General features: G+C 60.8%; 14 protein-coding genes. 10 read left to right on the top strand and 4 right to left on the bottom strand.

Features of this window, described 5'->3' with window-relative positions; translation table 11 throughout:
- Positions 1 to 100 precede the first annotated feature (100 nt).
- Positions 101 to 856, bottom strand: a complete 756-nt coding sequence (locus ACI7M0_RS08085) for a GntR family transcriptional regulator (protein ID WP_014590204.1) — start codon at positions 854 to 856, stop codon at positions 101 to 103.
- A gap of 280 nt (positions 857 to 1,136) precedes the next feature.
- Between ACI7M0_RS08085 and ACI7M0_RS08080 the strand changes: the two genes are divergently transcribed.
- Positions 1,137 to 2,486: an NCS2 family permease gene (locus ACI7M0_RS08080; protein ID WP_010955029.1), complete on the top strand. Its 1,350-nt coding sequence runs from the start codon at positions 1,137 to 1,139 to the stop codon at positions 2,484 to 2,486.
- 820 nt (positions 2,487 to 3,306) lie between these two features.
- Here ACI7M0_RS08080 and uraH read toward each other — a convergent pair.
- The gene (uraH, locus tag ACI7M0_RS08075) at positions 3,307 to 3,660 is read right to left on the bottom strand and encodes a hydroxyisourate hydrolase (RefSeq protein WP_003254328.1); all 354 of its coding nucleotides are present in this window, start codon (positions 3,658 to 3,660) and stop codon (positions 3,307 to 3,309) included.
- 399 nt (positions 3,661 to 4,059) lie between these two features.
- On the opposite strand from uraH, the gene puuE reads away from it, so the two are divergent.
- The 7 genes from puuE (at position 4,060) to ACI7M0_RS08040 (ending at position 11,029) form a co-directional block, all read left to right on the top strand.
- Positions 4,060 to 4,986, top strand: coding sequence for an allantoinase PuuE (gene puuE / locus ACI7M0_RS08070; RefSeq protein ID WP_020193280.1), 927 nt, complete (start codon positions 4,060 to 4,062; stop codon positions 4,984 to 4,986).
- Complete coding sequence (gene uraD / locus ACI7M0_RS08065; protein ID WP_010955031.1) at positions 4,986 to 5,501, top strand: 2-oxo-4-hydroxy-4-carboxy-5-ureidoimidazoline decarboxylase; 516 nt, start codon at positions 4,986 to 4,988, stop codon at positions 5,499 to 5,501. The genes puuE and uraD overlap by 1 nt, the downstream gene beginning before the upstream one ends.
- Positions 5,502 to 5,550: 49 nt before the next feature.
- The gene (locus ACI7M0_RS08060; RefSeq protein ID WP_003254333.1) at positions 5,551 to 6,054 is read left to right on the top strand and encodes an ureidoglycolate lyase; all 504 of its coding nucleotides are present in this window, start codon (positions 5,551 to 5,553) and stop codon (positions 6,052 to 6,054) included.
- Positions 6,055 to 6,098: 44 nt separating this feature from the next.
- Positions 6,099 to 7,427 (top strand): urate hydroxylase PuuD, encoded by a 1,329-nt coding sequence (locus ACI7M0_RS08055; RefSeq protein ID WP_129933344.1) that lies wholly within the window; start codon positions 6,099 to 6,101, stop codon positions 7,425 to 7,427.
- A 185-nt stretch (positions 7,428 to 7,612) separates the two neighbouring features.
- Positions 7,613 to 8,968, top strand: a complete 1,356-nt coding sequence (locus ACI7M0_RS08050; protein WP_010955033.1) for a nucleobase:cation symporter-2 family protein — start codon at positions 7,613 to 7,615, stop codon at positions 8,966 to 8,968.
- 139 nt (positions 8,969 to 9,107) lie between these two features.
- Complete coding sequence (locus ACI7M0_RS08045) at positions 9,108 to 9,893, top strand: outer membrane protein OmpK (protein WP_003254337.1); 786 nt, start codon at positions 9,108 to 9,110, stop codon at positions 9,891 to 9,893.
- Between the two features lie 353 nt (positions 9,894 to 10,246).
- Complete coding sequence (locus ACI7M0_RS08040) at positions 10,247 to 11,029, top strand: outer membrane protein OmpK (protein WP_003254339.1); 783 nt, start codon at positions 10,247 to 10,249, stop codon at positions 11,027 to 11,029.
- A 135-nt stretch (positions 11,030 to 11,164) separates the two neighbouring features.
- Here ACI7M0_RS08040 and ACI7M0_RS08035 read toward each other — a convergent pair whose 3' ends face one another.
- Positions 11,165 to 12,079 (bottom strand): DUF808 domain-containing protein, encoded by a 915-nt coding sequence (locus ACI7M0_RS08035; protein WP_129933342.1) that lies wholly within the window; start codon positions 12,077 to 12,079, stop codon positions 11,165 to 11,167.
- Positions 12,080 to 12,211: 132 nt separating this feature from the next.
- On the opposite strand from ACI7M0_RS08035, the gene ACI7M0_RS08030 reads away from it, so the two are divergent.
- On the top strand, positions 12,212 to 12,823 hold the full coding sequence (locus ACI7M0_RS08030; protein WP_010955036.1) for a TetR/AcrR family transcriptional regulator: 612 nt from the start codon (positions 12,212 to 12,214) through the stop codon (positions 12,821 to 12,823).
- A 120-nt stretch (positions 12,824 to 12,943) separates the two neighbouring features.
- On the opposite strand, the gene ACI7M0_RS08025 is transcribed toward ACI7M0_RS08030, so the two are convergent.
- Positions 12,944 to 13,384 (bottom strand): heme-binding protein, encoded by a 441-nt coding sequence (locus ACI7M0_RS08025; RefSeq protein WP_010955037.1) that lies wholly within the window; start codon positions 13,382 to 13,384, stop codon positions 12,944 to 12,946.
- A 257-nt stretch (positions 13,385 to 13,641) separates the two neighbouring features.
- Between ACI7M0_RS08025 and gcl the strand changes: the two genes are divergently transcribed.
- Positions 13,642 to 15,417 (top strand): glyoxylate carboligase, encoded by a 1,776-nt coding sequence (gene gcl, locus ACI7M0_RS08020; RefSeq protein WP_010955038.1) that lies wholly within the window; start codon positions 13,642 to 13,644, stop codon positions 15,415 to 15,417.
- The last annotated feature ends 39 nt before the right edge of the window (positions 15,418 to 15,456 follow it).

Below are 15,456 nucleotides of genomic sequence, written 5' to 3'. Positions count from 1 at the left end.
TGATGAAGGTTTGCTCACAAGAATTTAGCAGACCTTTGGGTTATGGCCAGTAGTGGCTGGAAGGGCTGCCTTGCAGCCCCTCGATCACGCAGGCAAACGATCAACCCTTGACGGAAACCTTGGGTTTTTTCAACAGATGCGAGAACACGGCATGCAAATCGTCCGAGGCGCTCTCCTCGTCCAGGTTCAGCTTGCTGTCGATGTGGTCCATGTGATGCATCATCAGGCTCACCGCCTGTTCGGCATCGCGTGCCTCGATGGCATCGATGAGCTGCATGTGTTCATCGTAAGAGCAGTGGGAGCGGTTGCCGCTTTCGTACTGGGCAATGATCAGCGAAGTCTGCGAGACCAGGCTGCGCTGGAAACTCACCAGCGGTGCATTGCCCGCCGCTTCGGCCAGCTTGAGGTGGAACTCACCGGAAAGGCGGATACCGGCACCCCGGTCACCGCGCGAGAAGCTGTCGCGCTCTTCGCGCACCATCTGCCGCAGCTCGTTGAGCTGCTCGGGGGTGGCATGCTGCACCGCCAGCTCGGTGATGGCGCGTTCGACCATGCGCCGCGAGAAGAACACCTGGCGCGCCTCTTCGACGGTCGGGCTGGCCACCACCGCGCCGCGGTTCGGTCGCAGCAGCACCACGCTTTCGTGGGCCAGGCGCGACAAGGCGCGGCGGATGATGGTGCGGCTGACGCCAAAGATCTCGCCCAGCGCTTCCTCGCTCAACTTGGTGCCCGGAGCCAGACGCTGCTCGAGGATCGCCTCGAAAATATGCGCGTAGACGATGTCGTCCTGGGTACCGCTGCGGCCGGCCTTGCCGACTCGTGCAGGTTTCTTCAGAGGTTGCAGCTGTTCGTTCATGGGCTCTCGAGGCACGAAGAGAAAGTATGGCGCCATTGTACACAGGCTGAGGCGATTCCGCAGGGGGCGTTTTACCTATATAGCCGTTGTACGACACATTGCGCATACAAAACATAAAACATTATTTGCTTTATTTGTACACAAAAGCATAATCCACCGAGCAACTTCTTGACCCATAAGTCAACAAACGGTCAGACGTCTGCCTTCCCGCGGAGCCGCCAAGTGCATCGCTCAGGAAACTGGCTCCATAACAACAAGAACGACTTGAGGAGTACTCGCTGTGGAAAGCCGCAAATCCGAAGCCCCTACGCTGGATCTTGCCCCACCGCTCGAAACGAGCTGGCTGGAGCGGATTTTCAAACTCAAGCAACACGGCAGCACCGTCAGAACCGAAATGATCGCTGGGGTGACCACCTTCATCACCATGGCCTACATCATCTTCGTCAACCCCAACATCATGGCCGACGCCGGCATCGACCATGGTGCCGCTTTCGTCGCCACCTGCATCGCCGCCGCGCTGGGCTGCCTGCTGATGGGCCTGTACGCCAACTGGCCGGTGGGCCTGGCGCCGGGCATGGGGCTCAATGCCTTCTTTACCTACACCGTGGTCGGCACCATGGGCTACAACTGGGAAACGGCGCTGGGGGCGGTATTCGTCTCCGGCGTGCTGTTCATGTTCCTGACCTTGTCGAAAGTGCGCGAATGGCTGCTCAACAGCATCCCGGTCAGCCTGCGCCATGCCATGGGGGCCGGCGTCGGATTGTTTCTCGGGCTGATCGGCCTGAAGACTGCAGGCATCATCGTCGACAGCCCTGCCACCCTGATCAAGCTGGGCTCGCTGCATGAGCCGGGGCCGCTGCTGGCGGCCGTGTGCTTCCTGCTGATCGCCATCCTCAGCTACAAGCGGGTATTCGGCGCGATCCTGATCAGCATCATGGGTGTCACCCTGGCCGGCTGGGGCCTGGGCCTGGTCAAATTTGGCGGGGTGATGTCGATGCCGCCGAGCCTGGCGCCCACCTGGATGGCCATGGACGTGGCTGGCGTGTTCAACGTCAGCATGATCAGCGTGGTGCTGGCGTTCCTCTTCGTGCACATGTTCGACACTGCCGGCACCCTGATGGGCGTCGCGCAACGGGCCAACCTGGTGGCGCCGGACGGGCGGATCGAGAACCTGTCGAAGGCGTTGAAGGCTGACAGTGCCTCGAGTGTGTTCGGCGCGGTGGTCGGTGTACCACCGGTGACCAGCTATGTGGAGAGTGCAGCGGGGGTTGCCGCAGGTGGCCGAACTGGCCTGACGGCTGTGGTGGTAGGCCTGCTGTTCATCGCCGCGATGTTCTTCGCACCGCTGGCCGGGATGATTCCGGCCTATGCGACAGCAGGTGCACTGATCTATGTTGCAATGCTGATGATGGGCAGCATGGCGCATATCCATTGGGATGAGGCCACCGACAGCATTCCGGCGATCGTCACGGTGATCATGATGCCGCTGACGTTCTCGGTCGCCGATGGTATTGCCCTGGGCTTCATCAGCTATGTGGCATTGAAGGCGGGTACCGGCAAATACAAGGAAATCTCGGCCAGCCTGTGGGTGCTGTGCGCGATCTTCATTGCCAAGTTCGTGTTCCTCTGACCGAGGGCGCTTCTACCCCGGGGGTGGACAGTTGGATACAGCCCGTCGTAGGAGCGGGTTCACCCGCGAAGAGGCCGGCCCTGCCGGCCAATCCCCACCCGCCGTTCACCGTTGCTGCCGCCACCGTATTCGCGGGTAAACCCGCTTCTACAACGGTGGTGGACAGTTGGATACAGCCCGCCGTAGGAGCGGGTTCACCCGCGAAGAGGCCGGCCCTGCTGGCCAATCTCCACCCGCCGTTCACCGTTGCTGCCGCCACCGTATTCGCGGGTAAACCCGCTCCTATCACGGGGTGGACAGTTGGATACAGCCCGCTGTAGGAGCGGGTTCACCCGCGAAGAGGCCGGCCCTGCTGGCCAATCCCCACCCGCCGTTCACCGTTGCTGCCGCCACCGTATTCGCGGGTAAACCCGCTCCTACCACGGTGGTGGACAGTTGGATACAGCCCGTCGTAGGAGCGGGTTCACCCGCGAAGAGGCCGGCCCTGCTGGCCAATCCCCACCCGCCGTTCACCGTTGCTGCCGCCACCGTATTCGCGGGTAAACCCGCTCCTACAACGGTGGTGGACAGTTGGATACAGCCCGTCGTAGGAGCGGGTTCACCCGCGAAGAGGCCGGCCCTGCTGGCCAATCCCCACCCGCCGCTCACCGTTGCCGCCACCACCGTATTCGCGGGTAAACCCGCTCCTACAACGGTGGTGGACAGTTGGAGTCCAGCCCGCCGTAGGAGCGGGTTCACCCGCGAAGAGGCAGCAGACGAAAAAAAGCCCGCCAGTGTGAGAGCGGGCCAAAGGACCTACGAAGATTCTTCTAGCGACCAACTAGCTTCCACGATAGGTCGAATAGCTGTACGGCGAAATCAGCAGCGGCACATGGTAGTGCTCCTGCGACTCGTCGATGCCAAAGCGCAGCACGACAACATCCAGAAACGCCTGGGCCGGCAATTGCACGCCACGGGCGCGGTAGTAATCCCCAGCGCTGAACTGCAACTGGTAAACGCCAGTGCGGTAATCGTCCCCCTGCAGCAGCGGCGCGTCGACGCGGCCATCGCTGTTGGTCAGGGCGGTGTTCACCAGCTCCAGTTGCTGGCCTTCGACGCGGTACAGCTCGACCTTGATCGAGCTACCCGGGCAGCCATGCGCGGCATCCAGTACGTGTGTGGTCAAACGTCCCATTGCGTGTCGCCTCTTGTTCAATCTGTGGGCAAAAAATACTCAGCCATCGCACCAGCTTAGCGCCTGCGGCAGGCGGGAATGACGTTATTAAGACATTCCGCCCAAGGATTGTACACAATTTTTTGATCCCCTCTGTCACACCCTCCATTTGCTGCCCATAAACGACCCATCGGTCGCAAATACACGCACCATAACGATGCCAACCTCATTAGCTGACCAAACAGGCAGGTTTCTTGCACTGTATTTCCACGTCGCTGTCAGGCGACAAAAGGGAAGAAATGCGGAAAAACAGGCTTACAAAAGATTTCAGAAGTTGTATACAATCAGCCCATCCGGTGGTGCGACATACCGACGCGGCCCGCCCACCCCCCGCACTAACGCACAAGAAGGAAGACTGCAGTGAGCGCTGATTACCCTCGCGACCTGATCGGTTACGGCAACAACCCTCCTCACCCGCAATGGCCGGGCAACGCCCGCATCGCGCTGTCTTTCGTCCTCAATTACGAGGAAGGTGGCGAACGCAACATCCTGCACGGTGACAAGGAATCCGAAGCCTTCCTGTCCGAGATGGTCGCTGCCCAACCCCTGCAGGGCCAGCGCAACATGAGCATGGAGTCGCTGTATGAATACGGCAGCCGTGCCGGTGTATGGCGTCTGCTGAAGCTGTTCAAGGACAGCGGCGTGCCACTCACCATCTTCGCCGTGGCCATGGCCGCCCAGCGCCACCCCGACGTGATCCGCGCCATGGTCGAAGCCGGCCACGAGATCTGCAGCCACGGCTACCGCTGGATCGACTACCAGAACATGGACGAGGCCCAGGAGCGCGAGCACATGCTCGAAGCCATCCGTATCCTCACCGAACTCACCGGCGAGCGCCCGCTGGGCTGGTACACCGGCCGTACCGGCCCGAACACCCGCCGCCTGGTGATGGAGGAAGGTGGTTTCCTCTATGACAGCGACACCTACGACGACGACCTGCCCTACTGGGAGCCGAACAACCCCACCGGCAAACCGCACCTGGTGATCCCCTACACCCTGGACACCAACGACATGCGCTTCACCCAGGTACAGGGCTTCAACTGCGGCGAGCAGTTCTTCCAGTACCTGAAAGACGCCTTTGATGTGCTGTACGCCGAAGGCGCCGAAGCACCGAAAATGCTTTCCATCGGCCTGCATTGCCGCCTGGTCGGCCGCCCGGCACGCCTGGCTGCACTCAAGCGCTTCGTCGATTACGCAAAAAGTCATGACCAGGTCTGGTTCGCCCGTCGCGTGGATATCGCCCGCCACTGGCACGCCACCCACCCGTACAAGAATGAGAACGCCTGATGACCGCCTTCAATACCCTCAAACCATCCACCCTGGACCGTGACGCCTTCGTCAAGGCCTTCGCCGACATCTACGAGCACTCGCCGTGGGTTGCCGAAAAAGCCTACGACCTGGGCCAACTGGGCGAGCTGGATGAGATCGAGGCGCTGCACCAGCGCATGAGCGACATCCTGCTCAGCGCCAACCACGCCGACCAGCTGGCGCTGATCAACGCTCACCCGGACCTGGCCGGCAAGGCCGCCATCCAGGGCGAGCTGACCGAATCGAGCACCAACGAACAGGCCGGCGCCGGCATTCACCAGTGCACCGCCGAGGAGTTCGCCCGTTTCACCGAGCTGAACGATGCCTATAAAGCCAAGTTTCAGTTCCCGTTCATCATGGCGGTGAAGGGCAGCAACCGGCACCAGATTCTCGCCGCCTTTGAAAAGCGCATCCACAACGATGCCGATGCCGAATTCAAGGAAGCCCTGGCGCAGATCAACCTGATCGCCCTGTTCCGCCTGCTGCAGCTGTAAGCAACAGCCGAACCTTATTCAGAAAACGAACAATAGAAGAGATAAACGCATGCGCACCCTGATGATCGAGCCCTTGACCAAAGAAGCCTTCGCCCAGTTCGGAGACGTGATCGAAACCGACGGCAGCGACCACTTCATGATCAACAACGGCTCGACCATGCGCTTTCACAAGCTCGCCACGGTCGAAACCGCCGAGCCTGAAGACAAGGCGATCATCAGCATCTTCCGCGCCGACGCGCAGGACATGCCGCTGACCGTGCGCATGCTGGAACGCCATCCGCTGGGCAGCCAGGCTTTCATCCCGCTGCTCGGCAACCCCTTTCTGATCGTGGTCGCGCCCGTTGGCGATGCACCTGTATCAGGCTTGGTCCGAGCCTTCCGCAGTAATGGCAGGCAGGGCGTTAATTACCATCGCGGCGTCTGGCACCACCCGGTGCTGACGATCGAAAAGCGGGATGATTTCCTGGTGGTTGATCGCAGTGGTTCTGGCAACAACTGCGATGAGCATTACTTCACCGAGGAACAGATGCTGATCCTCAATCCCCACCAATAAGAAAAGGTCAGTCATCTTCTCGGTGACTGGCAGAGGTACATACTGTGGAAGCACACCTTCACGAATGGCTGAACCTGAGCATTCGCTGGGTTCACATGATCACCGGCGTCGCCTGGATCGGTGCATCGTTCTACTTCGTCTGGCTGGAGAACCACCTGAACCGAAGCAACCCGCGCGATGGGTTGTCAGGTGATCTCTGGGCGATTCACGGCGGTGGTATCTACCACCTGGAGAAATACAAGCTCGCCCCCCCGAAAATGCCCGAGAACCTGCACTGGTTCAAATGGGAAGCCTACTTCACCTGGATGTCCGGTATCGCCCTGCTGTGCGTGGTGTTCTACTGGAACCCGACCCTGTACCTGCTGGCACCTGGCAGCACCCTGAGCGGTGCCGAAGGCGTGGCCATCGGTATCGGTTCGCTGATCGCGGGCTGGTTCATCTACGACTTCCTGTGCGACTCGCCCCTGGGCAAGAAGCCAGCGCTGCTCGGTGGTGTGCTGTTCGTGCTGATCATCGCTGCCTGCTGGGGCTTCAGCCTGGTGTTCAGCGGCCGTGGTGCCTACCTGCACACCGGCGCGATCATCGGCACCATCATGGTCGGTAACGTGTTCCGCATCATCATGCCGGCCCAACGCCAGCTGGTGGCGGCGATCGAGAACAACCAGACGCCCGACCCGGTCCTGCCGGCCAAGGGCCTGCTGCGCTCGCGTCACAACAACTACTTCACCCTGCCGGTGCTGTTCATCATGATCAGCAACCATTTCCCGAGCACCTACGGTAGCCAGTACAACTGGCTGATCCTGGCCGGTATCGCAGTAGCCGCGGTTCTGATCCGCCACTACTTCAACACCCGCCACGACAGCAACAAGTACGCCTGGACCCTGCCCGTCGGCGCTCTGGCGATGATCTGCCTGGCTTACGTTACCGGCCCGAAACCGATGGCCGTAAGCCCTGAGCAAGCCGCAGCGAAGATCGAGTACCAACCGCTGCCGGCAACTGCGGTAGGCGGCAAGACCGCTGCCGAGCAGCGTGCCGAGGACGCCGCCAAGGCTGCCGAAGCACCCACCGCACCAGCGCAAGCACCGGCCCAGGCCGCTGCCCAGGCCGGTGGTGGCGACTTCGACAAGATCCATAATGTCATCCAGGAACGCTGCACCGTGTGCCACTCGTCCAAGCCGACCAGCCCACTGTTCAGCACCGCCCCTGCCGGCGTGATGTTCGACACTCCGCAGCAGATCCAGGCCCAGGCCGCGCGCATTCAGGCGCAAGCGGTTGCCAGCCAGATCATGCCGCTGGGCAACATCACCCAGATGACAACCGAAGAGCGCAAGCTCGTCGGCGAATGGATCGCCAAAGGCGCCCAAGTCAACTGACAGCACCTCGCCAGGCAACCCGCCCCCAAGGGAATCACCTTCCCCTGTAGGAGCGGGCTTGCCCGCGAAGAGGCCGATAGCCCCAGCCTCAAGCTCCATGTGTTACGCAACAAGCAAGCATCGAGCGTGCAGGCATGAAGCCTGCCGCTTGGATCCGAGAATAAAAACAAAACTCGAGGTGCTGCATGTCCGAGTCACGCAAGGCGTATATCCCCATTGCGCCGCCGCGCGAACCCTTGCCCCTGTTCCAACTGATCCTGGTTGGCCTGCAACACGTTCTGCTGATGTACGGTGGCGCGATCGCCGTGCCGTTGATCATTGGCCAGGCCGCCGGGTTGTCCCGTGAAGAAGTCGCTTTCCTGATCAACGCCGACCTGCTGGTCGCTGGCGTCGCTACCATCATCCAGTCGTTCGGTATCGGCCCGGTGGGCATCCGCATGCCGGTGATGATGGGTGCCAGTTTCGCTGCCGTCGGTAGCATGGTGGCCATGGCCGGCATGCCCGGCGTAGGCCTGCAGGGGATCTTCGGCGCGACCATCGCTGCCGGGTTCTTCGGCATGCTGATCGCGCCGTTCATGTCCAAGGTTGTCCGCTTCTTCCCACCGCTGGTCACCGGTACGGTGATCACCTCGATTGGCCTGTCGCTGTTCCCGGTGGCTGTCAACTGGGCCGGTGGCGGCCATGAAGCAGAAACGTTCGGCTCGCCGATCTACCTGCTGGTGGCCGGCCTGGTACTGGCCGTGATCCTGCTGATCAACCGCTTCATGCGCGGTTTCTGGGTAAACGTGTCGGTACTGGTGGGCATGGGCCTTGGCTACATCCTGGCCGGCTCCATCGGCATGGTCGACCTGTCGGGCCTGAATGAAGCACCTTGGTTGCAGGTGGTCACCCCACTGCACTTCGGCATGCCGACTTTCAGCCTGGCGCCGATCCTGTCCATGTGCCTGGTAGTGGTGATTATCTTCGTCGAGTCCACCGGCATGTTCCTGGCCTTGGGCAAGGTGACTGATCGTGAAGTAACCCCTGGCATGCTGCGTCGCGGCCTGCTGTGCGATGCCGGTGCGTCGTTCATTGCGGGCTTCTTCAACACCTTCACCCACTCCTCGTTCGCCCAGAACATCGGCCTGGTGCAAATGACCGGGGTGCGCTGCCGCTACGTCACCATCGTGGCTGGTGCACTGCTGATCCTGCTCAGCCTGCTGCCCAAGGCGGCCTTCCTGATTGCCTCGATCCCGCCCGCAGTACTGGGCGGCGCGTCCATCGCCATGTTCGGCATGGTCACTGCCACCGGGATCAAGATTCTTCAGGAGGCGGACATCGGCGACCGCCGCAACCAGCTGTTGGTTGCCGTGAGCGTCGGCTTCGGGTTGATCCCCGTGGTGCGTCCGGAGTTCTTTGCCCAGATGCCACAGTGGATGGAGCCCATCACCCACAGCGGTATCGCCATGGCCACGGTCTGTGCCCTGGTGTTGAACGTACTGTTCAACATCCTTGGCGGTGCCGACCGCGCAATGCACAACGACGTCTGTCACCAGCATTGAGCCAAGGGGGGCGGTGCATGGCCGCCCCTCGTTCACCTCTGCAGTAACCGCTACGCCGTCGACCCGCCGGAATGGGTCGCCCGGGGCGCCTGCGCGCCAAAAAAACGCCAACAAAAACAATAAGTCCGGGAATCACAACATGAAGCGCATCACCACGTCCCTGTTGTTGGGCAGCAGCCTGCTGGCCACCCTACCCTCGCACGCAGGCGAATGGCTGCAATGGCACGGCGAAAGCCTGACCTACCTGTACGGCAAGGACTTCAAGGTCAACCCTGATATCCAGCAGACCATCACCTTCGAGCACGCCAACAAATGGAAGTACGGCGACACCTTCATGTTCGTCGACAAGATCTTCTACAACGGCAAGGCCGACCCCGGCAAAGGTGTGACCACCTACTACGGCGAGTTCAGCCCACGCCTGTCATTGGGCAAGATCTTCGACCGCAAGCTTGCCTTCGGTCCGATCAAGGACGTGCTGCTGGCCATGACCTACGAGCGCGGTGAAGGCGACAACGAGGCCTACCTGATCGGCCCCGGCTTCGACTTGAACATCCCCGGCTTCAACTATTTCACCCTCAATTTCTACGTGCGTAACACCGAAGGCAGCCGCCCCGGTGACAACGTCTGGCAGATTACCCCCGGCTGGTCTTACACCCTCCCCGTAGGCCGGTCAGACATTCTGATCGACGGTTACATGGACTGGGTTACCGACAACGACCAGACCCGTCGTGGCACCTATCACGCCAACCTGCACTTCAACCCGCAGGTCAAATACGACCTGGGCAAGGCGCTGAACCTGGGCGCCAAGCAGCTCTACGTCGGCTTTGAATACAGCTACTGGAAAGACAAGTACGGCATTGACAGCCGTGGCAACCTGGACAGCAACCAGAGCGTCGCCAGTGCGCTGATCAAGGTGCACTTCTAGGAAGTTGACCAAACGCACAAGTTTGAATCACCCCGCTCCAGGACGGAGCACTTGAGGCGCGGCGCGCAAGCCAGTAATCTGCGCGCCCCCTCGATCAGGGCAGAACGGATTCTGCCTGCGTTTACTGACCGCTCAGTCAATGAATTCGGGCGGTTGGCCAACGTGTTGCCAGCCTGAAATACCCTTTTCATCCGTTCAGAACGAAGTCGAGCAGGAAGGTTTTGCCAACCCGGAAAAGTTGGCCCAACCCTTGCCAAACAGCTGTGGCCTATCGAAAAAAGCTGACTCAAAAGACAAAAAAAGCGCCGACACCGAGCGCTGACAACAGATCAATCAAGGGAGCGACACTCGCAATGCGTACTATCAAGAGCCTGATCCTTGCCGGCGGCCTGCTGGCCTGCGGCACCACCTTCGGCGGCGACCTGCTGCAATGGCAGAACAACAGCCTGACCTACCTGTGGGGCAAGAACTTCAAGGTAAACCCGGCGATTCAGCAAACCGTCACCTTCGAGCACGCAGATGGCTGGAAGTACGGCGACAACTTCATTTTCGTCGACAAGATCTTCTACCAGGGCCAGAAAGACGCCGGCAACGGCCCGAACACCTACTACGGTGAGATCAGCCCACGCCTGTCGTTCGGCAAGATTTTCGACCAGAAGATCGAGTTTGGCCCGGTCAAGGACGTGCTGCTGGCAATGACCTACGAGTTTGGCGAGGGTGACACCGAGTCCTACCTGATCGGCCCGGGCTTCGACCTGGCCATCCCGGGCTTCGACTACTTCCAGCTGAACTTCTACAACCGCACCACCGACGGCAGCCGCGCTGGCGACAACGTGTGGCAGATCACCCCTGTGTGGTCGTACACCATTCCGGTCGGAGATTCCGACGTGCTGATCGACGGCTTCATGGACTGGGTGGTGGACAACGACGAGAACCGCCGCGGCACCTACCAGGCCAACCTGCACTTCAACCCGCAGATCAAGTACGACCTGGGCAAGGCATTGCACCTGGGTGAGAAACAGCTGTACGTGGGTGTGGAGTATGACTACTGGAAGAACAAGTACGGCATCAAGGACAGCGATGCCTTCACTACCGACCAGAACACCATGAGCTTCTTGGTCAAGGTTCACTTCTGACCTGAGCGGGGCCGCTTTGCGGCCCATTCGCGGGTAAACCCGCTCCTACAGGGGACGCGCCGGGTGCAAGGCAAACGCGGTACCTGGTAGGGGCGGGTTCACGCGCGAACCGGGGCAAAGCCCCGGCCAGGCGCCTCAATTGGCAGGTCTGAGCGCCCGCCACAACTTCCCCGCAGCACTGACCACCGCCAGCACCATGGCACCGGCCACAACCCCGACCCCAGCGTTGAGCAACGCCCCGGTCAGCGCCCCGCCACGCCCTTCGCTGAACGCCTCGATGGCATGATGCAGCGGCTCGATGCCATGCACCAGGATCCCACCGCCAACCAGGAACATCGCCGCAGTACCAATCACCGACAGGCTTTTCATCATGTACGGCGCCGCCCGCAGGATGCCGTTACCCACTGCCTGAGTCAGCCTGGAGGTTTTGCGGGCCATCCACAGCCCAAGGTCGTCAAGCTTGACGATCCCGCCTACCAACCCATACACACCAATGGTCATCACCACCGCAATGCCCGACAGCACGATGATCTGCTGGGTCAGCGGCGAGTCAGCCACGATACCCAAGGTAATGGCGATGATTTCTGCCGACAGGATGAAGTCGGTACGCACCGCCCCCTTGATCTTGGCTTTTTCAAAAGCCACCAGGTCAACGCTGGGATCGGCAACGGCCTCCTTGCGCGCCTCGTGCTGTGCCTCATCCTCTTCCTTGCTGTGCAAGAACTTGTGCGCCAGCTTCTCGAAACCCTCGAAGCACAGAAACGCGCCACCCAACATCAACAACGGCGTAACCGCCCAGGGTATGAACGCACTGATCAGCAACGCGGCCGGTACCAGGATCGCCTTGTTGACGAACGACCCCTTGGCCACCGCCCAGACGACCGGAAGTTCGCGATCGGCACGCACGCCGGTGACCTGCTGGGCATTCAGCGCCAGGTCGTCACCCAGCACACCCGCTGTCTTTTTCGCCGCGACTTTGGTCATTAGCGAGACGTCATCCAGCAGCGTGGCGATGTCGTCGATCAGTACCAGTAGACTGCTTCCTGCCATGTTTGCTTGTATCCAAATAAGTCAATGTGCCGGATTCTAGCCCAAAGCCGCTGCCTTGAGCGCCCGTCGAGGCCGGTGCTACCATGCCCGATCCCTCTTAGAGGTGGCCAGACACGAGGAAGATCCCTGACCATGAGCACCATTCGCGAGCGCAACAAGGAATTGATCCTGCGCGCAGCCAGCGAGGAATTCGCCGACAAGGGCTTCGCCGCCACCAAGACCAGCGATATCGCGGCCAAGGCCGGCCTGCCCAAGCCGAACGTGTATTACTACTTCAAGTCCAAGGACAATCTCTACCGCGAGGTCCTTGAAAGCATCATCGCGCCGATCATGCAGGCATCCACGCCGTTCAATGCAGACGGCGACCCGAAGGAAGTGCTGAGTGCGTACATTCGTTCGAAGATTCGCATTTCGCGTGATCTGCCCCATGCGTCCAAGGTGTTCGCCAGCGAGATCATGCATGGCGCGCCGCACCTGTCTCCGAACCAGGTCGAGCAGTTGAACGAACAGGCCCGACACAACATCGAGTGCATCCAGCGCTGGATCGACCGCGGGCAGATCGCCCATGTGGACGCGCATCATCTGATGTTCAGCATCTGGGCAGCGACCCAGACCTATGCCGACTTCGACTGGCAGATTTCTGCGGTGACCGGCAAGGCCAAGTTGGCCGACAGTGATTATGACGCGGCGGCCGAGACCATCATTCGTATGGTCTTGAAAGGTTGTGAGCCTGAGGCAGCCTGAACCATATCGAAGGGCCATTCGCGGGCAAGCCCGCTCCCAGAGGATCCACATGCCTGAAGGTTGTGGAGTCCCTGTAGGAGCGGGCTTGCCCGCGAATGGGCCAGAACAGGCAATAGAGATTTAGGCCGCTACCCCGGCATCTGCCCGCAACCCCACCTCCTCGATCGCACTGATCGCACACTGCTCGTCGATATCCGAGGTATCGCCGCTGATCCCCACGGCGCCCAGCACCTTGCCGTCCTGATCACGAATCAGCACCCCACCTGGCGCCGGCACCACCGGCCGCTCACCCATGCCGTTCAACGCGGCAAAAAAAGCCGGCCGCTGCTGCGCATCCAGCGCCAGCAAGCGCGACCCCTTGCCCAGGGCAATCGCGCCCCAGGCTTTGCCAGTGGCCACTTCAGGACGAATCAGGCTGGCGCCATCCTCACGCTGCAGCGCCAGCAGGTGCCCGCCGGCATCCAGCACCGCCACGGTCAGCGGCGCGGCATTGATCTTGCGGCCCGCCACCAGCGCGGCATTTACCAGGCTGACAGCGACTTTCAGGTTCAGAACGTTCATGGAAAGGTCCTCTTCTTGTTGTGAGAAGCCCTGAGGGCAGTTGAAAACCGATCAAACAAATAGAACACAACGAGAGATATTTTTGTATACAATATTTTGAAACGATCGTATGCGATGACGCAAACCCTCGTTTTCACGGGCGCTCTGACGAAAGCCAGCTTAGTCGATGAAAACCCATTGACCTGAGCCGCCAGGCGTGAATACACTCTGTCGCAAAGCAAGTTGTATACAATTACAAAATCGATGAGGCACAAACCATGAGCAAAATGAGAGCAATCGATGCAGCCGTTCTGGTCATGCGCCGTGAAGGTGTAGATACCGCGTTCGGCATCCCGGGGGCTGCCATCAACCCGTTGTATTCGGCCCTGAAGAAAGTCGGTGGCATCGATCACGTCCTCGCTCGTCACGTCGAAGGTGCCTCGCACATGGCCGAGGGCTACACCCGCGCCAACCCGGGCAACATCGGTGTGTGCATCGGCACGTCCGGCCCTGCCGGCACCGACATGGTCACCGGCCTGTACAGTGCCTCGGCCGACTCCATCCCGATTCTGTGCATCACTGGCCAGGCGCCACGTGCCCGCCTGCACAAGGAAGACTTCCAGGCTGTCGACATCACCAACATCGTCAAGCCGGTGACCAAGTGGGCGACCACCGTTCTGGAGCCAGGCCAGGTGCCTTACGCCTTCCAGAAGGCCTTCTACGAAATGCGTACCGGCCGCCCAGGCCCGGTGCTGATCGACCTGCCGTTCGACGTGCAGATGGCCGAAATCGAATTCGACATCGACGCCTACGAACCGCTGCCCGTGCACAAGCCGTCCGCCACTCGCGTACAGGCCGAAAAAGCCCTGGCCCTGCTCAATGACGCCGAGCGCCCACTGCTGGTAGCCGGTGGCGGCATCATCAACGCCGACGCCAGCGACAAGCTGGTCGAATTCGCCGAACTGACCGGCGTACCGGTAATCCCGACCCTGATGGGCTGGGGCACCATCCCGGACGACCACGCACAGATGGTTGGTATGGTCGGCCTGCAGACCTCGCACCGCTATGGCAACGCAACCCTGCTGAAGTCCGACCTGGTATTCGGTATCGGTAACCGCTGGGCCAACCGCCACACCGGTTCCGTCGATGTCTACACCGAAGGCCGCAAGTTCGTACACGTCGACATCGAACCGACCCAGATCGGCCGCGTGTTCACCCCGGACCTGGGCATTGTTTCCGATGCTGGCAAGGCACTGGACGTGTTCCTGGAAGTGGCCCGCGAGTGGAAAGCCGCCGGTAAGCTCAAGTGCCGCAAGGCCTGGCTGGAAGAGTGCCAGGAGCGCAAGTCGAGCCTGCAGCGCAAGACCCACTTCGACAACGTGCCGGTCAAGCCGCAGCGCGTCTACGAAGAAATGAACCAGGTATTCGGCAAGGACACCTGCTACGTCAGCACCATCGGTCTGTCGCAGATTGCCGGCGCACAGTTCCTGCATGTGTACAAGCCTCGCCACTGGATCAACTGCGGCCAGGCCGGCCCGCTGGGCTGGACCATCCCTGCCGCGCTGGGCGTGGTCAAAGCCGATCCGAAGCGCAAGGTTGTCGCGCTGTCGGGTGACTACGACTTCCAGTTCATGATCGAAGAACTGGCGGTAGGTGCGCAGTTCAACCTGCCGTACGTCCACGTACTGGTGAACAACGCCTACCTGGGCCTGATCCGCCAGGCGCAGCGTGGCTTCGACATGGATTACTGTGTACAACTGGCGTTCGAGAACATCAACTCGACCGACGCTGCCACCTACGGTGTCGATCACGTCGCTGTGGTCGAAGGCCTGGGTTGCAAGGCCATCCGTGTGTTCGAGCCAGCAGAAATCGCCCCTGCCCTGATCAAGGCACAGAAGATGGCCGAAGAGTTCCGCGTGCCGGTGGTGGTTGAAGTGATTCTCGAGCGTGTGACCAACATTTCCATGGGCACCGAGATCAACGCGGTCAACGAGTTCGAAGACCTGGCCCTGGTCGGCAACGACGCGCCAACCGCCATCTCGCTGCTGGACTGATCGCCTGACGCCCCCAGGCACGCCCTGGGGGCCTTCATC

Source organism: Pseudomonas sp. 10(2024) (genome assembly GCF_045164175.1).
In the GTDB taxonomy this organism is placed as follows: Bacteria; Pseudomonadota; Gammaproteobacteria; order Pseudomonadales; family Pseudomonadaceae; genus Aquipseudomonas; species Aquipseudomonas alloputida.
Note: the sequence above shows the minus strand (reverse complement) of the source record. Positions and strands in the feature narration are given on the sequence as shown.

Coding starts and splice junctions, on each gene's coding strand:
- ACI7M0_RS08085 (WP_014590204.1), bottom strand. CDS start 856: ATGAACGAACAGCTGCAACCTCTGAAGAAACCTGCACGAGTCGGCAAG.
- uraH (WP_003254328.1), bottom strand. CDS start 3,660: ATGGGACGTTTGACCACACACGTACTGGATGCCGCGCATGGCTGCCCG.
- uraD (WP_010955031.1), top strand. CDS start 4,986: ATGACCGCCTTCAATACCCTCAAACCATCCACCCTGGACCGTGACGCC.
- ACI7M0_RS08060 (WP_003254333.1), top strand. CDS start 5,551: ATGCGCACCCTGATGATCGAGCCCTTGACCAAAGAAGCCTTCGCCCAG.
- ACI7M0_RS08050 (WP_010955033.1), top strand. CDS start 7,613: ATGTCCGAGTCACGCAAGGCGTATATCCCCATTGCGCCGCCGCGCGAA.
- ACI7M0_RS08045 (WP_003254337.1), top strand. CDS start 9,108: ATGAAGCGCATCACCACGTCCCTGTTGTTGGGCAGCAGCCTGCTGGCC.
- ACI7M0_RS08040 (WP_003254339.1), top strand. CDS start 10,247: ATGCGTACTATCAAGAGCCTGATCCTTGCCGGCGGCCTGCTGGCCTGC.
- ACI7M0_RS08035 (WP_129933342.1), bottom strand. CDS start 12,079: ATGGCAGGAAGCAGTCTACTGGTACTGATCGACGACATCGCCACGCTG.
- ACI7M0_RS08030 (WP_010955036.1), top strand. CDS start 12,212: ATGAGCACCATTCGCGAGCGCAACAAGGAATTGATCCTGCGCGCAGCC.
- ACI7M0_RS08025 (WP_010955037.1), bottom strand. CDS start 13,384: ATGAACGTTCTGAACCTGAAAGTCGCTGTCAGCCTGGTAAATGCCGCG.
- gcl (WP_010955038.1), top strand. CDS start 13,642: ATGAGCAAAATGAGAGCAATCGATGCAGCCGTTCTGGTCATGCGCCGT.